Origin of the sequence: Methylobacterium sp. E-066 (assembly GCF_022829635.1) — a bacterium.
Taxonomy (GTDB): domain Bacteria; phylum Pseudomonadota; class Alphaproteobacteria; order Rhizobiales; family Beijerinckiaceae; genus Methylobacterium.
Map to the genome: position 1 here is coordinate 124,852 of NZ_JAKSYO010000096.1, position 22,482 is coordinate 147,333.

20 protein-coding genes are annotated in these 22,482 nt (G+C 71.6%); 10 read left to right on the forward strand and 10 right to left on the reverse strand.

All coding sequences use genetic code 11. The features are described 5' to 3' along the window. Positions 1–98: 98 nt before the first annotated feature. Positions 99–419, forward strand: a complete 321-nt coding sequence (locus MKL20_RS13520; protein WP_244037094.1) for a GIY-YIG nuclease family protein — start codon at positions 99–101, stop codon at positions 417–419. A 185-nt stretch (positions 420–604) separates the two neighbouring features. Here MKL20_RS13520 and MKL20_RS13525 read toward each other — a convergent pair whose 3' ends face one another. Beyond that, positions 605–787, reverse strand: a complete 183-nt coding sequence (locus MKL20_RS13525) for a YdcH family protein (protein WP_243947087.1) — start codon at positions 785–787, stop codon at positions 605–607. Between the two features lie 131 nt (positions 788–918). Between MKL20_RS13525 and MKL20_RS13530 the strand changes: the two genes are divergently transcribed. From MKL20_RS13530 to MKL20_RS13545, 4 genes are all read left to right on the forward strand, one after another. Next, complete coding sequence (locus MKL20_RS13530; RefSeq protein ID WP_152997395.1) at positions 919–1,182, forward strand: YdcH family protein; 264 nt, start codon at positions 919–921, stop codon at positions 1,180–1,182. 78 nt (positions 1,183–1,260) lie between these two features. Then, positions 1,261–1,758, forward strand: a complete 498-nt coding sequence (purE, locus tag MKL20_RS13535) for a 5-(carboxyamino)imidazole ribonucleotide mutase (protein WP_244037095.1) — start codon at positions 1,261–1,263, stop codon at positions 1,756–1,758. Then, complete coding sequence (locus MKL20_RS13540; protein ID WP_244037096.1) at positions 1,755–2,864, forward strand: 5-(carboxyamino)imidazole ribonucleotide synthase; 1,110 nt, start codon at positions 1,755–1,757, stop codon at positions 2,862–2,864. The genes purE and MKL20_RS13540 overlap by 4 nt, the downstream gene beginning before the upstream one ends. Positions 2,865–3,146: 282 nt before the next feature. Next, positions 3,147–4,019 (forward strand): tetratricopeptide repeat protein, encoded by an 873-nt coding sequence (locus MKL20_RS13545; protein ID WP_243966163.1) that lies wholly within the window; start codon positions 3,147–3,149, stop codon positions 4,017–4,019. A 276-nt stretch (positions 4,020–4,295) separates the two neighbouring features. Here MKL20_RS13545 and MKL20_RS13550 read toward each other — a convergent pair whose 3' ends face one another. The 4 genes from MKL20_RS13550 to MKL20_RS13565 form a co-directional block, all read right to left on the reverse strand. After that, positions 4,296–5,450 (reverse strand): acyl-CoA dehydrogenase family protein, encoded by a 1,155-nt coding sequence (locus MKL20_RS13550; protein ID WP_244037097.1) that lies wholly within the window; start codon positions 5,448–5,450, stop codon positions 4,296–4,298. A 200-nt stretch (positions 5,451–5,650) separates the two neighbouring features. Further along, positions 5,651–6,847 carry an acyl-CoA dehydrogenase family protein gene (locus MKL20_RS13555; protein ID WP_244037098.1) on the reverse strand — a complete coding sequence of 399 codons (1,197 nt, stop codon included), beginning with the start codon at positions 6,845–6,847 and terminating at the stop codon, positions 5,651–5,653. Positions 6,848–6,849: 2 nt separating this feature from the next. Continuing rightward, complete coding sequence (locus MKL20_RS13560) at positions 6,850–8,034, reverse strand: acetyl-CoA C-acyltransferase (protein WP_244037099.1); 1,185 nt, start codon at positions 8,032–8,034, stop codon at positions 6,850–6,852. Between the two features lie 343 nt (positions 8,035–8,377). Further along, a complete protein-coding gene (locus MKL20_RS13565; RefSeq protein WP_244037100.1) occupies positions 8,378–10,453 on the reverse strand; it encodes a 3-hydroxyacyl-CoA dehydrogenase NAD-binding domain-containing protein in 2,076 nt (691 codons plus the stop codon). Positions 10,454–10,755: 302 nt separating this feature from the next. Between MKL20_RS13565 and MKL20_RS13570 the strand changes: the two genes are divergently transcribed. From MKL20_RS13570 to MKL20_RS13585, 4 genes are all read left to right on the forward strand, one after another. Then, on the forward strand, positions 10,756–11,772 hold the full coding sequence (locus MKL20_RS13570; protein ID WP_244037101.1) for an NAD(P)H-dependent flavin oxidoreductase: 1,017 nt from the start codon (positions 10,756–10,758) through the stop codon (positions 11,770–11,772). Continuing rightward, positions 11,769–12,506, forward strand: coding sequence for an enoyl-CoA hydratase-related protein (locus tag MKL20_RS13575; protein ID WP_244037102.1), 738 nt, complete (start codon positions 11,769–11,771; stop codon positions 12,504–12,506). The genes MKL20_RS13570 and MKL20_RS13575 overlap by 4 nt, the downstream gene beginning before the upstream one ends. Then, entirely contained in the window at positions 12,503–13,339 is an 837-nt protein-coding gene (locus MKL20_RS13580; RefSeq protein WP_244037103.1) for an IclR family transcriptional regulator, read from the forward strand. Before MKL20_RS13575 ends, MKL20_RS13580 begins: the two co-directional genes overlap by 4 nt. 112 nt (positions 13,340–13,451) lie before the next feature. Continuing rightward, positions 13,452–14,654 carry a CaiB/BaiF CoA transferase family protein gene (locus tag MKL20_RS13585; protein WP_244037104.1) on the forward strand — a complete coding sequence of 401 codons (1,203 nt, stop codon included), beginning with the start codon at positions 13,452–13,454 and terminating at the stop codon, positions 14,652–14,654. 5 nt (positions 14,655–14,659) lie between these two features. Here the strand turns inward: MKL20_RS13585 and MKL20_RS13590 are convergent, their stop codons facing one another. Together MKL20_RS13590 and MKL20_RS13595 are read right to left on the reverse strand one after the other, a co-directional pair. Further along, positions 14,660–15,619 carry an NAD-dependent epimerase/dehydratase family protein gene (locus tag MKL20_RS13590; RefSeq protein ID WP_244037105.1) on the reverse strand — a complete coding sequence of 320 codons (960 nt, stop codon included), beginning with the start codon at positions 15,617–15,619 and terminating at the stop codon, positions 14,660–14,662. A 175-nt stretch (positions 15,620–15,794) separates the two neighbouring features. Then, positions 15,795–16,982, reverse strand: a complete 1,188-nt coding sequence (locus MKL20_RS13595) for a complex I NDUFA9 subunit family protein (RefSeq protein WP_244037130.1) — start codon at positions 16,980–16,982, stop codon at positions 15,795–15,797. 256 nt (positions 16,983–17,238) lie between these two features. Here MKL20_RS13595 and MKL20_RS13600 point away from each other — a divergent pair, with 256 nt between their 5' ends. Continuing rightward, entirely contained in the window at positions 17,239–17,421 is a 183-nt protein-coding gene (locus tag MKL20_RS13600) for a hypothetical protein (RefSeq protein ID WP_244037106.1), read from the forward strand. Between the two features lie 9 nt (positions 17,422–17,430). On the opposite strand, the gene MKL20_RS13605 is transcribed toward MKL20_RS13600, so the two are convergent. The 3 genes from MKL20_RS13605 to MKL20_RS13615 all read right to left on the reverse strand — a co-directional run bounded on the left by MKL20_RS13605 (position 17,431) and on the right by MKL20_RS13615 (position 22,468). Beyond that, positions 17,431–18,372 carry an MBL fold metallo-hydrolase gene (locus MKL20_RS13605; RefSeq protein ID WP_243966177.1) on the reverse strand — a complete coding sequence of 314 codons (942 nt, stop codon included), beginning with the start codon at positions 18,370–18,372 and terminating at the stop codon, positions 17,431–17,433. 205 nt (positions 18,373–18,577) lie between these two features. Next, positions 18,578–19,780: a murein L,D-transpeptidase family protein gene (locus MKL20_RS13610; RefSeq protein WP_244037107.1), complete on the reverse strand. Its 1,203-nt coding sequence runs from the start codon at positions 19,778–19,780 to the stop codon at positions 18,578–18,580. 102 nt (positions 19,781–19,882) lie between these two features. Beyond that, on the reverse strand, positions 19,883–22,468 hold the full coding sequence (locus tag MKL20_RS13615) for an ATP-binding cassette domain-containing protein (RefSeq protein ID WP_244037108.1): 2,586 nt from the start codon (positions 22,466–22,468) through the stop codon (positions 19,883–19,885). Positions 22,469–22,482 lie beyond the last annotated feature (14 nt).

Here is a 22,482-nt window from a genome sequence, read left to right on the forward strand (position 1 = left end):
CTTCGAGGCCGCTGCGCGGCACCTCAGGATGAGGGGGTGGGTTGGAGGGGCGGTAGAAACCGTTAGGCTCGGCGTCCCGCGACGAGCTGAGTCGGGCCGTGAATGCGTTCGTGTACATGCTGCGGTGCTCGGACGGCAGCTACTATGTCGGCTCCGCGCGTGGGTCGTCCCTCGACAAGCGCCTCAGCGAGCATGAGGCCGGCACGTATCCGGGCTACACCAGCCGAAGGCGCCCGGTCACGCTGATCTATGCCGAGCAGTTCGACCGAATCGTCGACGCGGTCGCGGCGGAGCGGCGCATCAAGGGCTGGAGCCGGGCTAAGAAAGAGGCGCTGATCCGCGGCGACTGGGATGATGTGCGGATGCTGGCCAAGCGCCCAGCCGCACAACGCCCCTCCCACCCAACCCCCTCATCCTGAGGTGCCGCGCAGCGTCCTCGAAGGAGGGCTCCAGGGATCGCGGTGGCGTCTGGCGGGCTCCCCGGGCTGAGGGCCGTAGTCGGGAGAGAGTGGTCATCACCCCACGAAAAGAAGCCGCCGCACCGGGCGGACCGATGCGGCGGTTCTCGTCTTGGATGTCTAACCGTGGGACAGTCAGGCGCGGCTCAGTGCAGCGTATCGTTGCCGGCTTGCAGCCTGTTGATCTCGTCCTTGAGAAGAAGTTTCCGTCGCTTCAGTTCGGCAATATGGAGGTCGTTCGCAGAAGGCCTGTGGATCGCCTCGTGAATCTCACGCTCGAGGGCTTCGTGCTTCCGGGCGAGTTGGCTCAAATGCGTCTGCAGCGACATGAGTCGAATCTCCTGTCATTGTTCCGACACATGGAGACTGGCACAGGATGCCGCACCTGTCGAAGCCTTTTCTCCGGTCAAGCCTGACGAATGCTTGCCGGGCCGGCTTGTCCCGCGGCGGGGTGTAACGCATGCTCTTCGACACGGAACGGTCTTCGATACCGCGGGTGACGATGGCGGACGAGTCGAACGAAAACGTGCAGCCGGCGGATCTCGAAGCCGAGCTGAATCGGCTGCGCGAGGAACACCGGGGGCTCGACGGCGCCATCGAGGCGCTGGAGCGCAGCGTCGCCGGGGATCAGCTCCAGATCCAGCGCCTGAAGAAGCGCAAGCTGACCCTGCGCGACCGGATCTACCATATCGAGGATGCGCTCACCCCGGACATCATCGCCTGATGTCAGTGGACGCGCCGGCGCGGCGCCTTGCCGCCGGGCCGCCCCGCCTGTAAGCGCCCTCTTTTGCCGGGACAAACGATGGCGTCGCCTCCGGTCGCGATCATCATGGGCAGTCAGTCCGATTGGGCGACCATGCGGCACGCCGCCGAGACGCTCGACGCGCTCGGGGTGCCGTACGACGCGCGCATCGTCTCCGCCCACCGCACCCCCGACCGGCTCGTAGCCTTCGCCAAGGGCGCCGTCGCGGCCGGGTTCAAGGTGGTGATCGCGGGCGCCGGCGGGGCCGCCCATCTGCCCGGCATGGCCGCCGCGATGACCCGCCTGCCGGTCTTCGGCGTGCCGGTGGAATCCAAGGCCCTGTCCGGCCAGGACAGCTTGCTCTCGATCGTCCAGATGCCGGCCGGCATCCCGGTGGGGACCTTGGCGATCGGCCGGGCCGGGGCGGTCAACGCGGCACTGCTCGCCGCCGCGGTGCTGGCGCTCGCCGATCCTGCCCTGGCGGAACGCCTCGATGCGTGGCGCGCGGCCCAGACCGCGTCGGTGGCCGAACGGCCGGAGACGGAAAAGCTTTCGTGACCGAAACAGTTTTGAAGCCCGGCTCCACCCTCGGCATCGTCGGGGGTGGCCAGCTCGGGCGCATGATCGCGCTCGCGGCGGCCAATTACGGGCTGAAGGTGCATGTCTACGCGCCCGACCGGGACAGCCCCGCCTTCGACGTCTGCGCTCTCACCACCTGCGCGGCCTACGATGATGCCGAAGCGCTCGCGACCTTCGCGCGGAGCGTGGACGCGGTGACCTACGAGTTCGAGAACATCCCGCGCGCCACCGCCGACATCCTGGCCCGGCACGCCGCCCTGCATCCGAACGCGGAGGCGTTGTCGACCACCCAGGACCGCCTCACCGAAAAAGACTTCATCAACCGGCTCGGCATCCCGACCGCGCCGTTCCAGGCGGTCGACACGCCCGACGACCTCGACCGGGCGATCGCGGCGCTCGGCCTGCCGGCGGTGCTCAAGACCCGCCGGTTCGGCTACGACGGCAAGGGCCAGCGCATCCTGCGCGAGCGCGCCGAGGGCGACCGCAACGCGCTGTTTGCCGAGTTCGGCGGCGCGCCGCTGATCCTGGAGGGGTTCGTGCCGTTCGAGCGCGAGGTCTCGGTGGTGGCCGCCCGCGGCCGCGACGGCGGCTTCGCGGCCTTCGACCTGTGCGAGAACGAGCACCGCGACCACATCCTGGCGCTGACCCGGGTGCCGGCCCCGGGCCTCACCCCCGAGACCGCCCGCGCCGCCCTCGACATCGCCCGCCGGATCGCCGACGCCCTGGACTATGTCGGCGTGCTCGCCGTCGAGATGTTCTTGGTGCGCGAGGACGGGGCCGAGCGCCTCGTGGTCAACGAGATCGCGCCGCGGGTGCACAATTCCGGGCACTGGACCATCGAGGGGGCGATCACCTCGCAATTCGCCCAGCATGTCCGGGCGGTGTCCGGCTGGCCGCTCGGCGATTCGGCCCGGGTCGGCGGGCTGCCGGTGGAGATGCGCAACCTGATCGGCGCCCAGGCGGACGACTGGTCCGCCCTGCTCGCCGAGCCCGGCGCCCACCTGCACCTCTACGGCAAGGGCGAGGCCCGGCCCGGCCGCAAGATGGGCCACGTCACCCGGCTCGGGCGCGTTCCGGAGGCCTGACCGAGCCCGGTTCTGCGGCTTCGGGAACACACCGGACCGGCCGCGCGCGCGCCGGAGGCCGCGACACGGCCTGCGCGCGTCCGCGAGCCATACCTTCGCCACATCCCAAAGCTTCCACCACGGCGTGACCGGTCGCGGGACCGCGTATCCTTAAGCCGGCATTCACCGCGATGCGCGACGGTGCCCCGGAGACGAGGGGGCGCGGCGTAAGCCGGGCGACAGACAAGATTCGGGGGCGGGGTGGGCACGCGGGGCGGGCCGTGCCCCGGGGAGAGTGGGGCGATGATCGTACGCAACGGGCTGGCACACAAGATCGCGCTGATCGGCGCGGCCACGCTCTCGGCCGCGGCGCTTGCGGGCTGCGAGACCGTCGGAAGCGCCGCCGGCCCGCGGCAATACGCGGTGGTGGAGACCGACACCACGGGCGCCACCAACGTCAACATCGCCTCGCTGACCGAGGTGATCCAGCGCAACCCGAACGACGCCGCCGCCTACAACACCCGCGGCGCCGCCTATGCCCGCGCCGGCCAGTTCAACGACGCCATCGCGGACTTCACCAAGGCGATCCAGATCGACCCGAATTCGGGCTCGGCCTACAACAACCGCGCGCTGGCCGAGCGCCAGGTCGGCCGCGACGCCGCCGCGCTCCAAGACTTCACCAAGGCGATCGGCATCGACCCGAATTACGGCCCGGCCTATATCGGCCGCGCCAATGTCGAGCGCGCCCAGGGCAACGTCGATCAGGCGCTCGCCGACCTCAACGTCGCGATCCGGCTGATGCCCGAATCGGCCGAGGCCTACCATGCCCGCGGTCTGGTGAAGCAGAAGCAGGGTCAGGACACCCAGGCGATCGCCGACTTCGACGCCGCGATCGACCGCAACCCGTTCGTGTCCGCGCCCTACGCGGCCCGCGGCCAGAGCCTGATCGCCACCAACCAGTACCCGAAGGCGATCGAGGACTACAACGCGGCGCTCAACGTCAACAACAAGGACGCCACCTCCTGGGCCTATCGGGGCCTGGCCTACGAGAAGTCGGGCCAGCGCAAGGAGGCCCTGGAGAACTACCAGCGCGCCGCCGTGATCGAACCCAACAACGCCGTCGCCCGCGCCGGCCTCGGCCGCGTGCAGGGCGGTGTGGGTTCGCTGTTCAACTGATCTTTTTTGCCTGGTTCATCCCACCCATTCTGACAGGCTCTGGTCTTTCGATCGACAGACGGGCTTGCAACGCCAGGACGAGGCGCGGGTCCCCTCTCCCGTGCGGGAGAGGGACAGGGTGAGGGGTGCGACCTCTCCGGATAGACCTGATCCCTCACCCCAGCCCTCTCCCGCACGGGAGAGGGGGCCTGTCGCGCTCCCTCCTCGAAGGATCGGAGAACTCACAGCCTCTGAGATGACGGGGGTTTGGGCGGGATGGTGCGCGAAAATCGCCCCTCACGCTGCCAGCAGTCCGTTCTCCCCTTGCGTGATCCGGCGCAGGTGGTGGGCGGTGTCGCCGAGCTGGTACTCGATCATGGCGAGCCGCTTGAAGTGGTGGGCGCCGATATATTCCAGCGTCATGCCGATGCCGCCGTGGAGCTGCACCGCTTCCTGGCCGACGAACCGGCAGGCCTTGTTGATCTGCACCTTCACGGCCGCGAGCGCCGCCGCCCGCGCCACGGGATCCTCCGCATCGACCATCATGGCGGCGTAGAGCGCCATCGAGCGCGCCTGCTCCAGCTGGATCAGCATGTCCACCGCCCGGTGCTGCAGCGCCTGGAACGAGCCGACGCTGACCCCGAACTGCGTGCGGGTCTTGAGATACTCCACCGTCAGCTTGTGGAGCGCGTCCATGGAGCCCACCGCCTCGGCGGCCAAAGCCGCGATGCCGTGCTCGACCACCCGCTCCAGCAGGGGCAGGCCCCCCTCGGGATCCCCCAGCGCCGCATCGGCCGGCAGCGCGACGTCGGAGAACGACACCTCCGCGGCGCGCCCGCCATCCTGGGTCGGGTAGGCCTCGATCGCTACCCCCGCGGCGTCGGTCGGCACCAGGAACAGCCCGATCCCGTGCGGGTCGCGCCGCTCCCCGGAGACCCGCGCTGAGACCACCATCAGCCCGGCCGCGTCGGCATTGGGCACGACGCTCTTGGCCCCGCTCAGCACGAACCCGTCGCCCGAGCGCCGGGCCGTGGTCGCCACGTCGTGGAGGTCGTAGCGGGACTGGCGCTCGGTATGGGCCAGGGTGAGCCGCAGGCTGCCGTCGATCACGCCGGGCAGGATCGTCTCCGTCTGCGCCGGGCTGCCGCCGAGCCGGAGCGCCGTCGCGCCGAGCACCAGGCTCGCGAACAGCGGCTCGACCACGAGGTTGCGGCCCACCGCCTCCATGACCAGCATGGTCTCCACCGGCCCCCCGGCGAGCCCGCCCTCGGCTTCCGAGAAGGGCAGGCCGGTGACGCCGAGCTCGGCGAACGCCGCCCAGCCTTCCTCCGGGAAGCCCAGCGGCGCCTTCAGCCGCGCCTGCCGGCTCTCCAGCGACGGATACAGATCCGCCGCCAGCCGCTCGACGCTGTCGCGCAGGAGCGACTGGTCCTCGTTCAGGTCGAAATCCATGGTGGTGTTCTCTCGCGGAAGGTCACGGTCGCGGCGTTCATCCCACCCACACCCTCATCCTGAGGTGCCGGAGCGCAGCGGAGGCCTCGAAGGAGCCCTCCAGCCGGCCCCGCGATCCCTGGAGCCCTCCTTCGAGGCGGCTTCGCCGCACCTCAGGATGAGGGGGGTGGGTGGGGTCGGCGGGGGCGGCCCGCCTGCCCTCACAACCCCAAAATCCCCTTGGCGATGACGTTGTGCTGGATCTCGTTGGAGCCGCCGTAGATCGAGACCTTGCGGTTGTTGAAGTAGCTCGGCGCCGCGGCATCGACCCAATCGAAGCCGCCCGGCAGGTTGTTGGCCCCTGCCCCGCGGGCCGGCGCCGCCAGGGCGAACGGGCCGGCGAGCTCGACCAGCAATTCGGTCGCCGCCTGCTGGAGCTGCGAACCGCGGATCTTGAGGAGCGAGGAGGCGGGGTCGGGCTCCACCGAATCCGCCCGTCCCTGCTTGGCTGCCACCCGCATCTGGGTGATTTCCAGCGCCTTCAGCTCGACCTCGACCTCGGCGACCCGGCCGCGGAAATCGCGGTCGTCCCACATGGTCCCGGAGCCCGCCGGCATCTCCTTGGCGAGGCGCTTGATCCGCTGAAGGCGTTCCTTGGTGAGGCCGATCCGGGCGATGCCGGTGCGTTCGTTGGCGAGCAGGAATTTTGCGTAGTCCCAGCCCCGGTTCTCCTCGCCGACGAGGTTCTCGACCGGCACCCGCACCGAGTCGAAGAAAACCTCGTTGACCTCGTGCCGGCCCTCCAGGGTCAGGATCGGCCGCACGGTGATGCCGGGCGTCTTCATGTCGATCAGCAGGAAGGAAATGCCGCGCTGCTTCTTGGCCTCGAAGTCGGTGCGGACGAGACAAAAGATCCAGTCGGCGTGCTGGCCCAGCGTCGTCCAGGTCTTCTGGCCGTCCACGATGTAGTGGTCGCCGTCGCGCACCGCCTTGGTCTTGAGTGAGGCCAGATCCGAGCCGGCGCCGGGCTCGGAGAAGCCCTGGCACCACCAATCGTCGAGATTGGCCGCGCGCGGCAGGAAGCGCGCCTTCTGGTCCTGCCGGCCGAAGGTCGCGAGGACGGGGCCGAACATGTAGCAGTTGAACTGCTGCGGCAGCGGCACCGCCGCCTGGAACAGCTCCTCGGTGTAGATGTAGCGCTGGATCGGGGTCCAATCCCGGCCGCCCCATTCCTGCGGCCAGTGCGGCACCGCCCAGCCCTTGGCGTTGAGGATCCGCTGGCTGGCGACGATGTCCTCCTTGGCGAGGCTGCGCCCCTCCGAGACCTTCTTCCGTATGCCAGCCGGGATCTCCGTCTGGCAGAAGCTGCGGACCTCGTCGCGGAACGCGATTTCGTCCGGCGTAAAGCGCAGATCCATCGTCAGCCTCCGATCTCGAACAGGCCGGCGCAGCCCTGGCCGCCGGCCACGCACATGGTCACCACGGCGTAGCGCGCCCCGCGGCGGCGGCCTTCCAGCAGGGCGTGGCCCACGAGCCGCGCCCCCGACATGCCGAACGGATGGCCGACCGCGATGGCGCCGCCGTTGACGTTGACCTTGTCGGGGTCGATCCCGAGCCTGTCCCGGCAATAGACCGACTGGGACGCGAAGGCCTCGTTCAGCTCCCACAGGTCGATATCGGCGACGGTCAGCCCCTGCCGCTCCAGCAGGCGCGGCACCGCGAAGACCGGGCCGATGCCCATCTCATCCGGCCCGCATCCGGCCGAGGCGAAGCCCCGGAAGGTGCCCAGCGGCGTCAGGCCCCGCCGGGCGGCCTCCTCGGCCGACATCAGCACGCTGGCGGCGGCACCGTCCGAGAGCTGGCTGGCATTGCCCGCGGTGATGAAGGCGCCCTCCCCGCGCACGGGCTTGAGCTTCGCCAAGCCTTCGAGGGTCGTGTCGGGCCGGTTGCCCTCGTCCTTGGCGAGCCGTGTCTCGACCTCCCGGGTCTCGCCGGTGGCCTTGTCGGTCACCGCCATCACGGCGCTCATCGGGACGATCTCGTCATCGAACAGGCCTTGCGCCTGCGCGGCGGCGGTGCGGCGCTGGCTCTCCAGCGCGAAGGCGTCCTGCGCCTCCCGGGAGATGCCGTACCGCTCGGCGACGATGTCGGCGGTCTCGATCATCGGCATGTAGATCGCGGGCAGATGCGCCTCCAACCAGGCGTTGCGGGTCAGCTCCCGCTGGACCTTCGGCTGGACCAGGCTGATCGACTCGACCCCGCCCGCGACCGCCACCGGAACGCCGTCGAGGATGATCCGCCGGGCCGCGCTGGCGATCGCCTCGAGCCCCGAGGCGCAGAAGCGCGAGACCGTGACGCCCGCCGACTCCACCGGGATCCCCGCCACCAGCGCGGCGTGGCGGGCGACGTTGCCGCCGGTGGCGTTCTCCGGATAGCCGCAGCCGAGCACCACCTCCTCCACGGAGTCCGGTTCCAGCCGAGCCCGGTCCAGGGCGCCCCGGATCGCGTGGGCGGCGAGGTCGGCGCCGCGGGTGAGGTTCAGCGCACCGCGATGGGCCTTGCCGATCGGCGTGCGGGCGGTCGAGACGATCACCGCGTCGGTCATGCCGGGCTCCTCTGGGGCTTCAAAACGGCGTTGCGGTCGGTCGATGTGATGGTTCCGCTCGGGCAAGCTGCGCACAGCGTGATCCAAAAACCGCTCTTCGCCATGAGCTTGGCAGCCTTGGGCGGATGAACCGCGCCCCTTTCCCGGACGCCTGAAACGCAGTGGAAGGTGATCCGGGACCCAGCAACACAAGCGCCGCGGAGCGGCACAGATCTCTTTGTAAGGACGCTTCGCGCGGTCTTGTGCTGGGTCCCGGGTCGCATTCCGCTGACGCTCCATGCGCCCGGGAAAGGGGTGGCGCACGAACGACCCCGTAACGGCACCCTCATCGGCCGGCAGGCCATCAGGCCGTCGCCTTCCAAGTGGCGAAGCGTCCACCTTCATCCGCCAGCTTGCGCAGCAGCGGCGCCGGCTCCTGGCTGTCGTCGCCGGTCTCCCGGGCGAAGCGCGTCAGCGCCTCGGCGACACTCTTGAGACCGACCGTGTCGGCCCAGTGCATCGGGCCGCCGCGCCAGGCCGGCCAGTTGTAGCCGTTGATCCAGATCGTATCGATGTCGCCGGGCCGCGCCGCGATTTTTTCCGACAGGATCCGGGCGCCCTCGTTGACCATCGGGTACATCAGCCGGGCGACGATTTCTTCGGGGTTGAAGCTTCGACGGGCAATGCCATGCTCGGCTGAAGTCTTCTCGATGAGCGCTTCCACCTCGGGATCGCGGGTCCCAGTCCTGGCGCCGTCCGCATACACAAAAAAACCGCGGCCGGTCTTCTGGCCGAACCGGCCCATCTCGGCCAGCGCGTCGGCCACTGGCGCCCGGCCGCCGAAATCCTTGCGGGAGCGCCAGCCGATATCGAGGCCGGCGAGGTCGCTCATGGCGAAGGGACCCATCCGGAATCCGAAGGCGGTCACGGCGGCATCGACCTCGTGCGGCAGGGCGCCTTCGAGCAGCAGGCGCTCGGCGGCGCGGCTGCGGCGTTCCAGGATGCGGTTGCCGACGAAGCCGAAGCAGACGCCCACCGTCACCGGCAGCTTGTTGAGGCGCTTGGCCAGATCCAGCGCGGTGGCGAGCACGTCGGGCGCGGTCTTGCCGGCGCGGACCACCTCGACGAGGCGCATGACGTTGGCCGGGCTGAAGAAATGCAGGCCGAGCGCGTCCTGCGGCCGGCCGGTCACCGCCGCGATGGCGTCGACGTCGAGATAGGAGGTGTTGCTCGCCAGGATCGCGCCTTCCTTAGCGATGCCGTCGAGCTTGGAGAAGATCTCGCGCTTGACCGCCATGTCCTCGAAGGCCGCCTCGATGACGATGTCGGCCTGAGCGGCGTTCTCCAGGCCGATCGCTCGGGTGATCCGGCCGATCCGCGCGTCGCGCTGGGCCTCGGTGATCGAGCCGCGCTTGGCCGAGCCGGCATAGAGGCCCTTCACCCGGTCGAGGCCGCGTTCCAGAGCGCCGGCCTCGGTCTCGATCACGGTGACCGGGATGCCGGCATTGGCGAAGCACATGGCGATGCCGCCGCCCATGGTGCCGGCGCCGATCACCGCGGCCGTCTCGATCGGGCGGCGGGGCGTGTCCTTCGACAGGCCCGGCACCCGGGCCGCCTCGCGCTCGGCGAAGAAGGCGTAACGCAGGGCCTTGGAGCGCGGATCCTCCACCAGCGTGCGGAACTCGGCCCGCTCGACGGCGACCGCAGCGTCGAACGCGTCCGGGTCCAGGCCGGCGCGCACGGCTCGGGCCAGGGCGTGGACGTTGGTCGCTTCGGAATCGCGCTTGACCGCCGCCTCGGCCTTCGCCTCGAAGGCCTGGCGGGCCTCCGGGGTCAGCCGGTCCGCCCGGTCGCGCACCCGCGGCAGGGCGCCGGAATCGGCCAGTTCCAGGGCCCGGGTGCGGGCCGCCGGCACGAGGTCGCCCAGCACCACGGCATCGACGATCCCGAGCCCTGCTGCCGTCTCGGCCGAGACCGGCTCGCCGGTGAGCATCATCGTGAAGGCGACGTCCGGCCCGATCAGCCGCGGCAGGCGCTGCGTGCCCCCGGCCCCCGGGATGATCCCGAGCTTGATCTCCGGCAGGCCCAGCTTGGCCACAGGCGCCGCGATCCGGCCATGGCAGGCCATCGCCAGCTCCAGCCCGCCGCCCAGCGCCGCGCCGCCGATCGCCGCGACGACCGGCTTCGGGCAGCCATCGAGCCGCTCCAGCACGTCCGGCAGGCTCGGCGCCTGGGGCGGCTTGCCGAATTCCGAGATGTCGGCGCCGCCGACGAACACCTTGCCCTCGGCCGCCAGCACGATCGCCCGGACCGATGCGTCGGCTCCCGCCCGCGCCAGCGCGTCGTCGAGGGAAGCCCGCAGCGCGGCGCCCAGCGCGTTGACCGGTGGGTTGGCGAGCGTGAGCACGGCCACGCCGCCATCGACCTCGTAACGAACCAAAGCGGCGCTCTCCCCTGTTCTGCTGTGCAGAATTATCGTTCGCAATTGGCGAGGATGTTGGTCTGTGAGGATCGGGACGTCAAGGAGACACAGGTTTCAAAGGCCGGTCCCGTCATTCTGTTCCGCATCGCGGACGCCGCCGAGCGGAGCGGTTTGACCGGTGCCGGGCGCCATGCCATTCAGACCCGCCCCGGGCGCGATTCCGGCTCGAACCCGCCCCGGCAGGTTCCAAGGGCCGGGCCGCCCGACCGATCAGGGAGGATCGCTGTGCGCGGTATCGGCCAACAGCCCGGCAGCCTCCGATGAGCGACGGCCCCGAACAGAGCCCGGCCGGGCGCCTCCCGGAAGTTCTCCGCGGCCGCCTCGCCCTGCCGGTGATCTGCGCGCCGATGTTCATCGTGTCGGGACCGGAGCTGGTGATCGCGCAATGCCTGGCCGGGGTGGTCGGCGCGTTCCCGGCGCTCAACGCCCGGCCCGCCGAGTTGCTCGACGAATGGCTTTCGACGATCACGCGGACGCTCGCTGAAGAGCGCGCGAAGGATCCGGCCCGAAAAATCGCCCCCTTCGCGGTGAATCAGATCGTCCACGCCTCGAACGACCGCCTGGCGCAGGATGTCGAGGCCTGCGTCCGGCATCGGGTGCCGATCATCATCACCTCGCTGCGGGCCCCGGACGCGGTGATCCGCCCGGTCCACGCCTATGGCGGCGTGGTGTTCCACGACGTCACCAATGTCCGCCACGCCGAGAAGGCCCTGGAGGCGGGGGTCGACGGGCTGATCCTGGTCTGCGCCGGCGCCGGGGGCCATGCCGGCACGCTGAGCCCCTTCGCCCTGGTCGGCGAGATCCGGCGCTTCTACGATGGCCCGCTGATCCTGTCGGGGGCGATCACCACCGGCTCGGCGATCCTGGCCGCCCAGGCCATGGGCGCCGACCTCGCCTATATGGGCACCCGGTTCATCGCCACCCGGGAGGCCAACGCGGCGTCGGGCTACAAGGACATGATCGCCGGCAGCGCCGCCGCCGACATCCTGTACACCCCCTACTTCACCGGCGTTCCGGGCAACTACCTGACGCCCAGCATCCGCGCCGCCGGGCTCGATCCCGAGGCGCTGCCGGTGCGCGACAAGACCGCGATGAACTTCGGCAGCGCCAGCGCGAAGGCGTGGCGGGACGTCTGGGGCGCCGGCCAGGGGGTCGGCACCATCGCGGATGCGCCGGCCACGGCCGACCTCGTGGCCCGGCTCGCTCGGGAATACGCCGCCGCCCGGGCCGGTCTCGCGGGCGTCGCCGCGGATTTTGCCGGTGAGGCTGTCTCTTGAGCGTCCGCATCGCCGATCCGGAGCCCGGGATCCGGTTGATCACCATCGACCGGCCGGAGCGGCGCAACGCCCTCGACCGGGCGACCTATGCGAGCCTCGCCGCCGCCTTCGACGCCGCCGGCGCCGACGAGACCCTGCGCGCCGTGGTGCTCACCGGGGCGGGCGGCTGCTTCACCGCCGGCAACGATCTCAAGGATTTTCAGGATGTCGAGGCCGCGGGCGACAGCCCGGGCCTGACCTTCCTGAAGGCCCTGCGCGGTTGCCCGAAGCCCGTGGTCGCCGCGGTGGAGGGGCACGCGGTCGGCATCGGCACGACGCTGCTGCTGCATTGCGACCTGGCCTATGCCGGGGACGGCGCCCGCTTCCGCTTGCCGTTCACAGCGCTCGGCCTCAGCCCGGAAGGCGGGTCGAGCTACCTGCTGCCGCTCATCGCGGGCACCAAGCGGGCGGCGGAGTTGCTGATGCTCGGCGAGCCCTTCGGCGCCGCGGAGGCGGTGGCGGCGGGCCTCGTCAACGCCGCCGTCCCGGAGGGCACGGCCCTGGAGGTTGCGCTCGGTCGGGCCCGCGCCCTGGCCGCCCTGCCCCCGGCCTCGATCGCGGCGACCAAGCGGGCGCTGCGCCGGGGCCAGGACGACAGCGTCGCCCGCACGCTCGCCGAGGAGGCGGAGGTGTTCCACGCGCTTCGTCGGGGCCCGGAGGCGCAGGCGGCCTTCGCGGCGTTCCTGCGCCGATGAGGACCGCCGATCAGGACCTGCTGGCCGATCCCGATGCGGCGCCGGGCGACGGCGCCAAGGAGGACGGCGCCAAGGAGGATCGCCACTTCGTCACGGCGCTGGCCCGGGGCCTCGCGGTGCTGGCCTGCTTCGGCCCGGGCCGGACCAGCCTCGCCAACCACGACCTCGCGGCGGCCTGCGGCCTGCCGCGCTCCACCGTGTCGCGGCTGACCTACACCCTGACCAAGCTCGGCTACCTGCACCACGCCGCCGAGACCGGCCGCTACCGGCTCGGCACGGCGACCATCGCCCTCAGCGCGGCGGCGCTCGGCGGGCTCGACGTGCGCGGCATCGCCCGGCCGGCCCTGCGGGCGGTGGCCGAGGCGGCCAATGCCTCGGTGGGTCTGGGCGTGCGCGACCGGCTCAGCATGCGCTACGTCGATTGCCAGCGCGGGCCGGCCGCGATCTCGCTGAACCTCGATACCGGCTCGCGGATCTCGCTCGCCCGCAGCGCCATGGGCCGCGCCTACGTCGCCGTGTGTCCCGAGCGCGAGCGCGAGAGCATCTACGAGGACCTGAAGGCCCTGGACCCGGTGGCTTGGCCCGCCCTGCGCGCCGGCCTCGACCGGGCGGTGGCCGAGCATCGCGAGATCGGCTGCTGCACCTCGTTCGGCGACTGGCAGGAGACGGTCTGCGCCATCGCGGTGGGATTCCACCCCGGCGGCGGCCTGCCGCCCATGTCGGTCAATTGCGGCGGCCCCACCGTCATCACCGACGCCCGGTTCCTGATGGACGTGGTCCGCCCGAAACTCGTCGCGGCCGTGCGCAGCCTCGACGGCGTGATGGGCGCGTGAAAACCCATGGGATCGGGTTTCCAAAGGGCGAGCCCTTTGGCGGGTTGTCAGGGCGGAGCCCTGATGAACCAGGACTTTTCACGGTGTGATGCGCGCTCTGAGGATCTTTGCGATGGACTCTGACCCGTCATCCGACCTGCCCCTCACCGGGATCCGCGTCCTCGACCTGTCCCGGGTCCTGGCGGGGCCGTGGTGTGCGCAGGTGCTGGGTGATCTCGGCGCCGACGTGATCAAGGTCGAGCACCCGGAGCGCGGCGACGACACCCGGGACTGGGGCGTGACGACCACCCCCGGCAACACCTCGTATTTCGACAGCGTGAACCGCAACAAGCGCTCGATCGGGGTCGATCTCGCCACGCCGGAGGGGCTGGCGATCGTCAAGGCGCTGGCCCGCGAGAGCGACGTGCTGGTCCAGAACTTCAAGACCGGCGGCGCCGACAAGCTCGGCCTCGGCTACGCGGCGCTCTCGGCCGAGAATCCCGGGCTGATCTACTGCTCGATTGCCGGCTACAGTTCGGACGGCTCGGAGGCGACCCGGCCCGGCTACGACCTCGTGGTACAGGGCGAATCCGGCGTGATGGCGCTCAACGGCGAGGCCGGCGGGCCGCCCTTGAAGTTCGGGGTCGCGGCGGTGGACCTGTTCACCGGGCAATACGCCGCCCAGGCCGTGCTGGCGGCCCTGTTCCAGCGTGCGCGCACCGGGCGCGGCCGGACCATCGACTTCGCCCTGTTCGATTGCGGCGTGGCGCTGACCTCCTATTACGGGCTTGAGGCGCTGGCCCGGGGCATCGACCCGCCGCGCTACGGCAACGCCCATCCGTCGATCGTGCCCTACGGGGTGTTCGAGGCCGGCGACGGGCCGGTGGTGATCACGGTGGGCAACAACGCCCAGTACCGCCGCTTCTGCGAGCAGGTTCTGGAACGGCCGGACCTGTGCGCCGACCCGCGCTTCGCCACCAACCTCGACCGCTCGAAGAACCGCGCCGTCTTCATCCCGATCCTGGAGGCCGAGCTCGCCAAGTGGGAGCGGGCGCCCCTGATCGCGCGCCTGCGCGGGGCGGGTATCCCCTGCGGCGAGGTGATGGGCCTGCGCGAGGCGCTGACCTGCGACCGCGCGCAGGAGGCCGGGCTCGTGGTCGAGGGCGCCGGCAACGCCCACGTCATCGCCCCGCCCTACCGCCTCGACGGGCGCCGCTTGCCCGTACGCCGCATGCCGCCGGGCCTCGGGGAGTCGAGCCAGGAGATCCTGGCCGAGCGGCTGGATGTCTCGGCGGAGGCGCGGGACGCGCTGGTGGCGAAGGGGGTGGTCCGGTAGGGGTCTCAGCCCTCTTCCGGGGCGAGCCGGGCGCGGGCATCGTCCAGCACCCGGGCCAGGGCGTCGTCCCAGGCGACCCGGGGCTGCCAGCCGGTGGCTCCGCGCAGGCGGGTCGCGTCGCCCGCGGCCAGCGGGATCTCGCTCGGACGCACCCGCTCGGGGGCGACGCGGATCTCGAACGGCACCCGGGCGCGGATGCGCAGGCCGTCGAGGACGCTGGCGATGGTGCGGGGCACGCCGGAGCTGATGTTGAACACGCTCCCGTCCGCCAGGGATTCCGCGCGGCCGATCAGGTCGACATAGGCGCCCGCCACGTCGGCGACGTCGAGGAAGTCGCGGTACGAGGAGAGGTTGCCCACTTCGAGGAGGGGCGGCGCACGGCCGGCCTCGATCCGGGCGATCTGCCCGGCGAAGGAGGCCACGACGAAGCGCTCGTCCTGGCCCGGGCCGATATGGTTGAACGGCCGCAGCACCACGAGCTTCACGCCGATCCGGGGCAGCAGGTCGCGCAGCAGCTGCTCGCCGACCCATTTCGAGCGGGCGTAGGTGTTGCGCGGCAGGGGCTCGGCCTCCTCGGAGAGGGCATGACCGGCCAGGAACGCGCCGCCGTAGACCTCGCCCGAGCTGACGAAGAACAGCGTGCAGCCCGGCACCGCCTCGACCGCCGCCACGAGGTTCATCAGGCCGTTGACGTTCACCCGCCAGGTCTGGCCCGGCCCGGTGGCCGACTCACCCACCGAGGCGAGGCCGGCGAGGTGGAGGATCTCGGTCGGCCGGAAGCGCGCCATGAAGCCGCTCAAAGCGGCCTCGTCGAGGAGGTCGATGCGCTCGTAATCGACTCCCGCAGGCAGGTCCCGGGGTGCGCCGCGGCCGATCCCGACCACGCGGGCGCCCGACACGGCCAGGAGCGGCAGGACGTGGCCGCCGACGAAGCCCGCCGCGCCGGTGACGAGGATGCGTCTCACGCCAAGCCTGCCGATCCGTTCCACGGGGTGACGATCATCGTGTGGTCCCGGACGAGGTCAGGCGCTGTCTCCTTCGAGGAGAACGCGGGGATATCAACGCCCTCACCGGCAAGGAAATGGGTTTCCAAAGGGCCCGAGGCCCTTTGGCAGGGTATCGGGGCGGAGCCCCGACCCGTCAGCTCATCGTCCGGGTGCCCCAGCGGGTGCCCATGCGGCTCTGGGCGCTTCCCGGGGAGCTGCCGGCGTCGGCGCCGATCGCCGGCCCGGACGCGGTCTGCGGCCTGTGCTGGGAGCCGGGACCCATGGGCGTCGGTGCGATCGAGTCGGGCACCTCCGCCAGGTATTCTTCGTCCCGGTCGGTGGCGAACTGGCCCGCCTTGCGGAACGGCCAGAGATAGCCCGGCACCACCGCCTCGGCGGCGGTCGGGGTGATCCCGAGCGCCTCGATGGTGCGGCCCTCGGCCTTGGCGGCCTCGGACACGACGTTGTCGTTCTGGAGCAGGATCACCTGGTCGCGGGTGAGCTTCAGGCTGTCGGGCAGCAGGCCGAAGGTCAGGGTGTCGGCGACCTCCAGGAGCCGGGCCTGGAGCTTGGCCACCGGCAGCGGCAGGTCGACCACGGCGCGCTTGCGCTGGATCGTCTTGAGCATGTAGCGCACGAGGTGCTCGAGGGTGGCGACCTCCGGTCCGCCGAGCTCGTAGACCTTGCCCCCCGGCACGGCGCCGTCGACCGCCCGGGCGATCGCCTCGGCGACGTCGCCGACGAAGACCGGCTGGAAGCGCGACTGGCCGCCCGCCAGCGGCAGCACCGGCAGCGCCCGGGCGAGACCGGCGAAGCGGTTGAAGAAGCTGTCGCCCGGCCCGAAGACCAGCGATGGCCGGAACACCACCGCGTCCGGGCAGGCGGCGAAGACCCGGGCCTCGCCCTCGGCCTTGGTGCGGGCATAGCGCGACGGCGAGGCCGGATCCGCCCCGATCGCCGAGACGTGGATCATCCGGGCGCCCTGCCGGGCGGCGGCGCGGGCGATCTCGGCGGCCCCGTCGACCTGCAGCCGCGCGAAGCTCTGCGAGCCGGTCTCCTGCAGGATGCCGACGAGGTTGATCACCACGTCCGAGCGCTCGGCCGCGCGGGCCACCGATTCGGGGTAGCGCAGGTTGGCCTGGACGGCCACGATCTGGTTGACCTTGCCCAGCGGCTGCAGGAACAGCGCCAGGTCCGGCCGGCGTACCGCGACGCGGATCCGGTAGCCGCGCTTGGCGAGGGCCCGCACCACGTGGCGGCCCAGGAAGCCGGAGCCGCCGAAGATCGTCACGAGCTGGGATTGCGGGCGCAGCGGGCCTGTGGCGGCGGTGGATGCGGGCATGCTGTCCTGAGGCGTGTTCTGTGGGCCGGTCATCGCCGTGGTCTCGGGCTCCTCGCGCGCCCCGGGGCGCCGTCGTGCGCGCCTACTTAGCCTAAGTTCGGCGCCTTGGGAGCCGCCCATGCGCGCCAGGGCGCGATTAGCGCCTCGCGGCGCCGGACACGACCGGGAACGGGCACCGCCCCCATGCATTTCCACGGACGAATTCGCCGGGCGGCTGCGCCGGCCGGGGCCGCCGGGGACCACGATGATTCTAGGGATGCTCGTCTCGGCGGTGATCGCCGTCTTCGGACTGCTCGTCGCGCTGGGCCTGATCGGCCACCCGATTGATGCGCAGCTTATCAGCAATTACGGCTGGAGCATCCTGACCATCGGCGTCGCGCTGTTCGTGCTGTTCGCCTATCGCCGGTACAGCCGGCCCCGGAGCGGGCGCCCCTTCTGACCGAGACGATCAGGCGACCTTGATCCGGCGCCGGACCTCGCGCGCCACCGTGGGGCGGTTGCCGGCCCGGCCACTCACCGAGCGCGGGGCGCCGACCGTGATGCTCTGGCTCTCGCGGGCGATAAAGGCGGTGGGCATCTCCGCCTGGAGATCGGCCTCCATGTCGCGCAGCGCCGTGTCGGAATGGGCCGGGTGCAGGTGGATGATCGCCAGCGCCTTGACGCCGGCCATCCGCGCCAGCTCGACGCCCTTCTGCCAGGTCGAGTGCCCCCAGCCCCGGCAGGTCGGATACTCGCCGTCGGTGAACATGCCGTCATAGACCATCAGGTCAGCCCCGGCGACGAACTTGGCCAGCTCGGGATCCGGCCAGGGGTCGCTGTGCTCGATATCGCTGATCAGGCACAGGCGCCGGCCGCCATGCTCGAATCGGTAGCCCACCGAGCCCTGCGGGTGGTTCAGCAGGATCGTGTCGACCCGCGAGCCGTCCGGGAAGGTCAGGGTCTGGCCGGCCTCGAACCCGTGGTGGTTGAAGGTGCAGCACAGCCTGTCGAGGGTAACCGGGAAGAGCGGCGGCGCGAACAGGCGATCGAGGGTCGGGCCGGCCGATTCGCCGCCGAGATTGCCGCAATAGGTGTTGATCACCCGATCGGCGTCGAGGACGGCCGGCTTGAAGAACGGAAGGCCCGCGGTGTGGTCGAGATGCAGATGGGTGAACAGCAGGTCGACATCCCGCGGGAGATCGGTGCGGTGGCCCTGGCCGAGGTTGTAGATGCCCGAGCCGGCGTCGACCACGAACATCCGCTCGCCGCAGCGCACCTCGATGCAGGGCGTGCTGCCACCGAACTCGGCATATTGCGGGCCGCTGACCGGAGTCGAGCCGCGCACGCCCCAGAATCGGAGGACGAGGCCCTGATCGGCCGCGCAGATGGTCGGCTCGGGATACTTGGACATGGCGATCACGAATCTGCGGACAGTCGGTCCCGATCCGTTACGATCGAAACCCCGTCGCCGTTCCGGGAAGGTAGCGCTGAATACGGCAGGCCGACGGGACAGGAGTACCGCTCATCCCCTGCCGTACAATGAATTGGGGGTCCGCACGCCGTCGTGATGTGCGGCCGCGCACACGGATGGGCCGCTTTCGGGGTCCGGTGCATGCCTAGAGGCGCTCGGCGGAGGCGATCAGGCCCGCGCCCGAGCCCGCCCGAATCGGGTGTCCGGCGGCCGTGCCGGGGGATTCGGCGAGCGCCGCCGCCAGCAGGGACGGCAGGCCGTCGCCGTAGCGCGCCGGGAGGCGGCCCGCCAGCGCCCCGAACGGATCCGCCGCCCGCTCGTAGACCGGCACGAAGCCGGCCATCTGCCGCAGCGCGAGACCGGATTCGGGCCCGCCCCAGGCGGCCCAGACGGATTCCGGCACCGGGCGCGGCGCCCGGTGGCCGGGCACGACCACCACCTCCTGGCCGGCATAGGCCAGAGCCTCCGGCCGGCTGATGTCGCCGACCGCGCCGCCCCGGGCGGTATAGGCCGCCCAGAAGGCGTGCTGGCCGCCGTCGGAATAGGTGGTGCGCACGGCGGGCTCGCCCGATTCGGCGAGCGTTGCCATCCGTGCCTCCTCGATGGCGCGGTAGGTCGCGACGGCAGCCTCCCGGGCGGGATCCCGGGACGGCGCGAAGGCGTAGCGGCCGGCGACCACCGAGACCTGAAGCTCCTCCCGGCTCGCCTCGAACCGGTCGGACCCGGCCTTGAGCTCGCGCCAGAACGCGATGTTCGGGTCGGTCCGGTGGCGGGCCATGTTCTCGGCACTCATCCGGAACGGATAGGACTGGAACTGGAAGGCCGCCTGGCCGCCGTTCAGGGCCTCCCGGGCGATGGCGTAGATCTCGCCGACCGTGCCGTCGGTCATGGCGAAGCAGCCCATCGACGAGCAGATGCCGTGGACCATCACGGCCGAGCCGGTGCCGCCATGGGCGCGGTCATAGGCGTTGGGATAGCCGACGTCGAAGGACAGGTAATAGTGCGAGTTCGGGTTCATCTGGCGCCGGGGCACCGTGTAGAACCCCTCCGGGGTCTGCCGGTCGCCGCTCTTGCGCTTGGGGCCGAGCTGACCGGACCAGCGGCAGATCGGGAAGGTCTTGATGTGGACGTACCCGGCCGGGCCCTTCTTCCAGACCTCGATCTCGGATTCCTTCTTGTAGGCCCGGAACAGCACCGGGGCGGCGGCCGTGGTGCCCTTCTGCGCCATGACGGCAAGCGTCGCGGCCGGGATCGGCGCGTCGGCCTTTCCGGCCTGCGCCGCGCTCGGACCGCAGGCGGTCAGGAGCACGAGGCCGGCGGCGAGGGATCTCGGTATCGGGAAGGGCATGAACCGTCCGCGCTGGATCGGCCGGGCGAGGGGGAATCGAGGCCGGGCAGGCACGGCGTCCCGACCTGACCGGCCATTGCGGCCGTCGTGAGGCCGTAGCCCTCAGGCGAGGGCCGGCTCCGGCTCTGCGACCTCGGCGGCCTGGGGGGCGACGACCGCGCTGTTCTCCACGGCGATCACCGCGTCGAACGGCTCGATCCCGTCGGGCACGCCCGATTCGGGCAGGCAGACGATGACGCCGCGTCCGGCCCGGGCCTGGCGGAGCCGGGCGAGGCGGTCGCGCACGCCCTCGACCGTGCGGTCTTCGAGCGCCACCGCGACCACCAGGATGTCGGGCTCCCGGGCGAGGCAGCGGGCCAGCTCGATCGCCACGCGCTCCCGGGCGTTGATGGCGCCGTCCGCCAGCGCGCCGGTGCTGGGCTGGATCTCGACCTTGCTGTCGAGGCCGAGGCTGTAGACCGAGGCTTCGAGCCCCTCGTCGGCCAGGATCCGCTGCACCAGCGCCCGCACCCGCGGCTCGGCATTGGCCTCGCCGAGGCTGATCCGGCCGAACAGCAGGTTCTCCTCGAGGCTGGCGGCCGGATTGACCCGGCCGGGATCGTGGAACTCCACCGCGCCGGCGAGGTGGGGCGGCAGCATCCGGGCGAAGGAGCGGCGCGCCTGGACCAGCCGCTGCTCGAAGGCGGCATCGATCAGCCCGAAGCGGTGCCGGGACTCGCTGTAGCGCAGGGCCAGGCCGATCAACCGCGTGCGGTCGCGCTGGCCGGCCGGTCCCCGGCGCAAACTCGCGGCATTGGGCAGGCGGACCACGAGGTCTTCGAAATATCCCCGCTCCGAGGCCTGGAACAGCGAATAATTGTCGAAGAGCGGATGGTCGTTGGGCAGGTCGGCGAAGATCTCCACCGTGCTGCGGGCGACCGACAGGCCGATCTCGGTGAGCGGCCGCACCAGCTCCTCGGCCTCCAGCACCGCCCGCAGGTAGGGGTGGCGGGCGAACCGCAGGGGCGCGAAGGCGCCGCCCACCGGCTCGCCGAACAGGATGTTCTCGCCGATGCTCGCCTGATGGTTGTAGCGCTCCGGGTCGAACGGCTCGACCAGGCGCTCGGCCCCCTTGGCGGCGAGCGCCGCCCGCATGGTCCGGCGGGCCGCGACGATCGCCGCCGCCAGCCGGGGCTGGGTCGCCGGGTCGAGGCGGCCGGTCAGGCCGCGGGCGTAGACGAAGCCGTCGAGGCCGGTGAGCCGACTGATCCCGATCAGCGCGATGTCGTCGGGGGCGTTGGCCGGCTCGGTGCCGTAGAGCAGGTTCTGCCGGAGCGAGCCCTCCATCAGGATCGCCTCCCCGGCCGCGAAGGCGATGCGGCGGGCGCGCTCCGCGGCGTCGAAGCCGCGCAGGTCCGAGCCCGCATAGGTGACGGCCCCGGCGGTCGGCTCGATCTGGCCGGCCAGCACCGCCGCCAGCACCCGGGCGCCGCTGCCCCGGCTGCCGGTGATCGCGACATGGCTCGGCATCGTGACGGTGACGTCGACGCCGGTCAGCCGCTCGCCGCTGGCCGGGTCGAAGGCGCCGACCCCCTGCGTCGCCAGGATGCCGGACCGGGGGAGCGGCGGGGCGAGCCCGGTCCGGGTGGCCTTCGCCTGCCGCCCCTGGAGCATCGCGATGAGACGCGCCAGGTCGCGAAAGCGCGGGCGGACGGATCTGCGGACCGTCCAGAGCCGGGCGCAGATCGCGGCGAGCCAGCCGGCGAGGCCGAAGGCCCCGGTGGCGGCGAGCAGCGCGGCCGGATCGACCGGCGGTGCCGGCGGTGCGCCCGGCGCCGTGGAGCGCCACAGGGCCGTGCCGATGGCGATGGCCGGGAGGATCACCGCCAGGGCGAGCGCCGGTGCTCGTGCATAGGCCAGCCGCGCCTCGGCCCGGGCGACCTTGGTGCGCATCGCCGCGACCCGGGCGGCGATGCGCTTCCGCTCCAGGGCCGCGGCGCCGTGGACCCGCACCGCCGGCAGCCGCCGCACGAGGTCGTTCAGGTTGGTCTCGGCCCGGGTGCTCGAGCGCAGGCGCAGGTCCTGCCGGTCCCGGGCGCGTTCCAGGACCAGCCCGTAGGCCAGCCCGATCGCCGCCAGCCCGATCGCCGCGGTCGGGATCAGCCGCGGGGCGGCCAACCCCGCGAAGCCGAGGGCGAAGAGCAGCGCCGCCAGGGTCATGGCCGGCACGACGATGCCGGCGGCGAGCAGCCGGTCGCCCCGCCCCAGCACCTCCCCGACCAGGCGGGCGAGGCTGCGCGCCTCGTCCCGGCCCCCGGCCGGCGCGTCGAGGATCGCCCGCAGGACGCTTTCCCGGACGGCGTCCGCGGCCTGGTTCTGGGCCTTGAAGCACAGGCGCGCCACGACCCAGCCGATCCCCGCCAGGGCCAGCGCGCAGCCGGCGATGCACAGGAAGGCGGCGAGCTCCAGCTCGGCGGGACGCATCGGGAATCCATGCGCCAGCACGATCTCGCGGCCGGGCAGCGACAGGGCGACCCGCAGGAACGGCAGGGCCGGCGCCTCGTCGCGGGGCAGCACCGCGACCAGATCGCGCAGGCACAGCAGGGCCAGCGCGCAGAGCGGGGCGCCGAGCCCGACCACGAGGGCGACGGCGGTGACGTGCAGGCGCCGGGCGGCGCGCCAGGTCAGGACGATGGGATCGGAATCCATAGGGGTCCGAGGCG

Coding starts and splice junctions, on each gene's coding strand:
- purE (WP_244037095.1), top strand. CDS start 1,261: ATGGCGTCGCCTCCGGTCGCGATCATCATGGGCAGTCAGTCCGATTGG.
- MKL20_RS13600 (WP_244037106.1), top strand. CDS start 17,239: ATGCTCGTCTCGGCGGTGATCGCCGTCTTCGGACTGCTCGTCGCGCTG.
- MKL20_RS13570 (WP_244037101.1), top strand. CDS start 10,756: ATGAGCGACGGCCCCGAACAGAGCCCGGCCGGGCGCCTCCCGGAAGTT.
- MKL20_RS13550 (WP_244037097.1), bottom strand. CDS start 5,450: ATGGATTTCGACCTGAACGAGGACCAGTCGCTCCTGCGCGACAGCGTC.
- MKL20_RS13560 (WP_244037099.1), bottom strand. CDS start 8,034: ATGACCGACGCGGTGATCGTCTCGACCGCCCGCACGCCGATCGGCAAG.
- MKL20_RS13545 (WP_243966163.1), top strand. CDS start 3,147: ATGATCGTACGCAACGGGCTGGCACACAAGATCGCGCTGATCGGCGCG.
- MKL20_RS13530 (WP_152997395.1), top strand. CDS start 919: ATGCTCTTCGACACGGAACGGTCTTCGATACCGCGGGTGACGATGGCG.
- MKL20_RS13525 (WP_243947087.1), bottom strand. CDS start 787: ATGTCGCTGCAGACGCATTTGAGCCAACTCGCCCGGAAGCACGAAGCC.
- MKL20_RS13615 (WP_244037108.1), bottom strand. CDS start 22,468: ATGGATTCCGATCCCATCGTCCTGACCTGGCGCGCCGCCCGGCGCCTG.
- MKL20_RS13610 (WP_244037107.1), bottom strand. CDS start 19,780: ATGCCCTTCCCGATACCGAGATCCCTCGCCGCCGGCCTCGTGCTCCTG.
- MKL20_RS13595 (WP_244037130.1), bottom strand. CDS start 16,982: ATGCCCGCATCCACCGCCGCCACAGGCCCGCTGCGCCCGCAATCCCAG.
- MKL20_RS13580 (WP_244037103.1), top strand. CDS start 12,503: ATGAGGACCGCCGATCAGGACCTGCTGGCCGATCCCGATGCGGCGCCG.
- MKL20_RS13555 (WP_244037098.1), bottom strand. CDS start 6,847: ATGGATCTGCGCTTTACGCCGGACGAAATCGCGTTCCGCGACGAGGTC.
- MKL20_RS13605 (WP_243966177.1), bottom strand. CDS start 18,372: ATGTCCAAGTATCCCGAGCCGACCATCTGCGCGGCCGATCAGGGCCTC.
- MKL20_RS13585 (WP_244037104.1), top strand. CDS start 13,452: ATGGACTCTGACCCGTCATCCGACCTGCCCCTCACCGGGATCCGCGTC.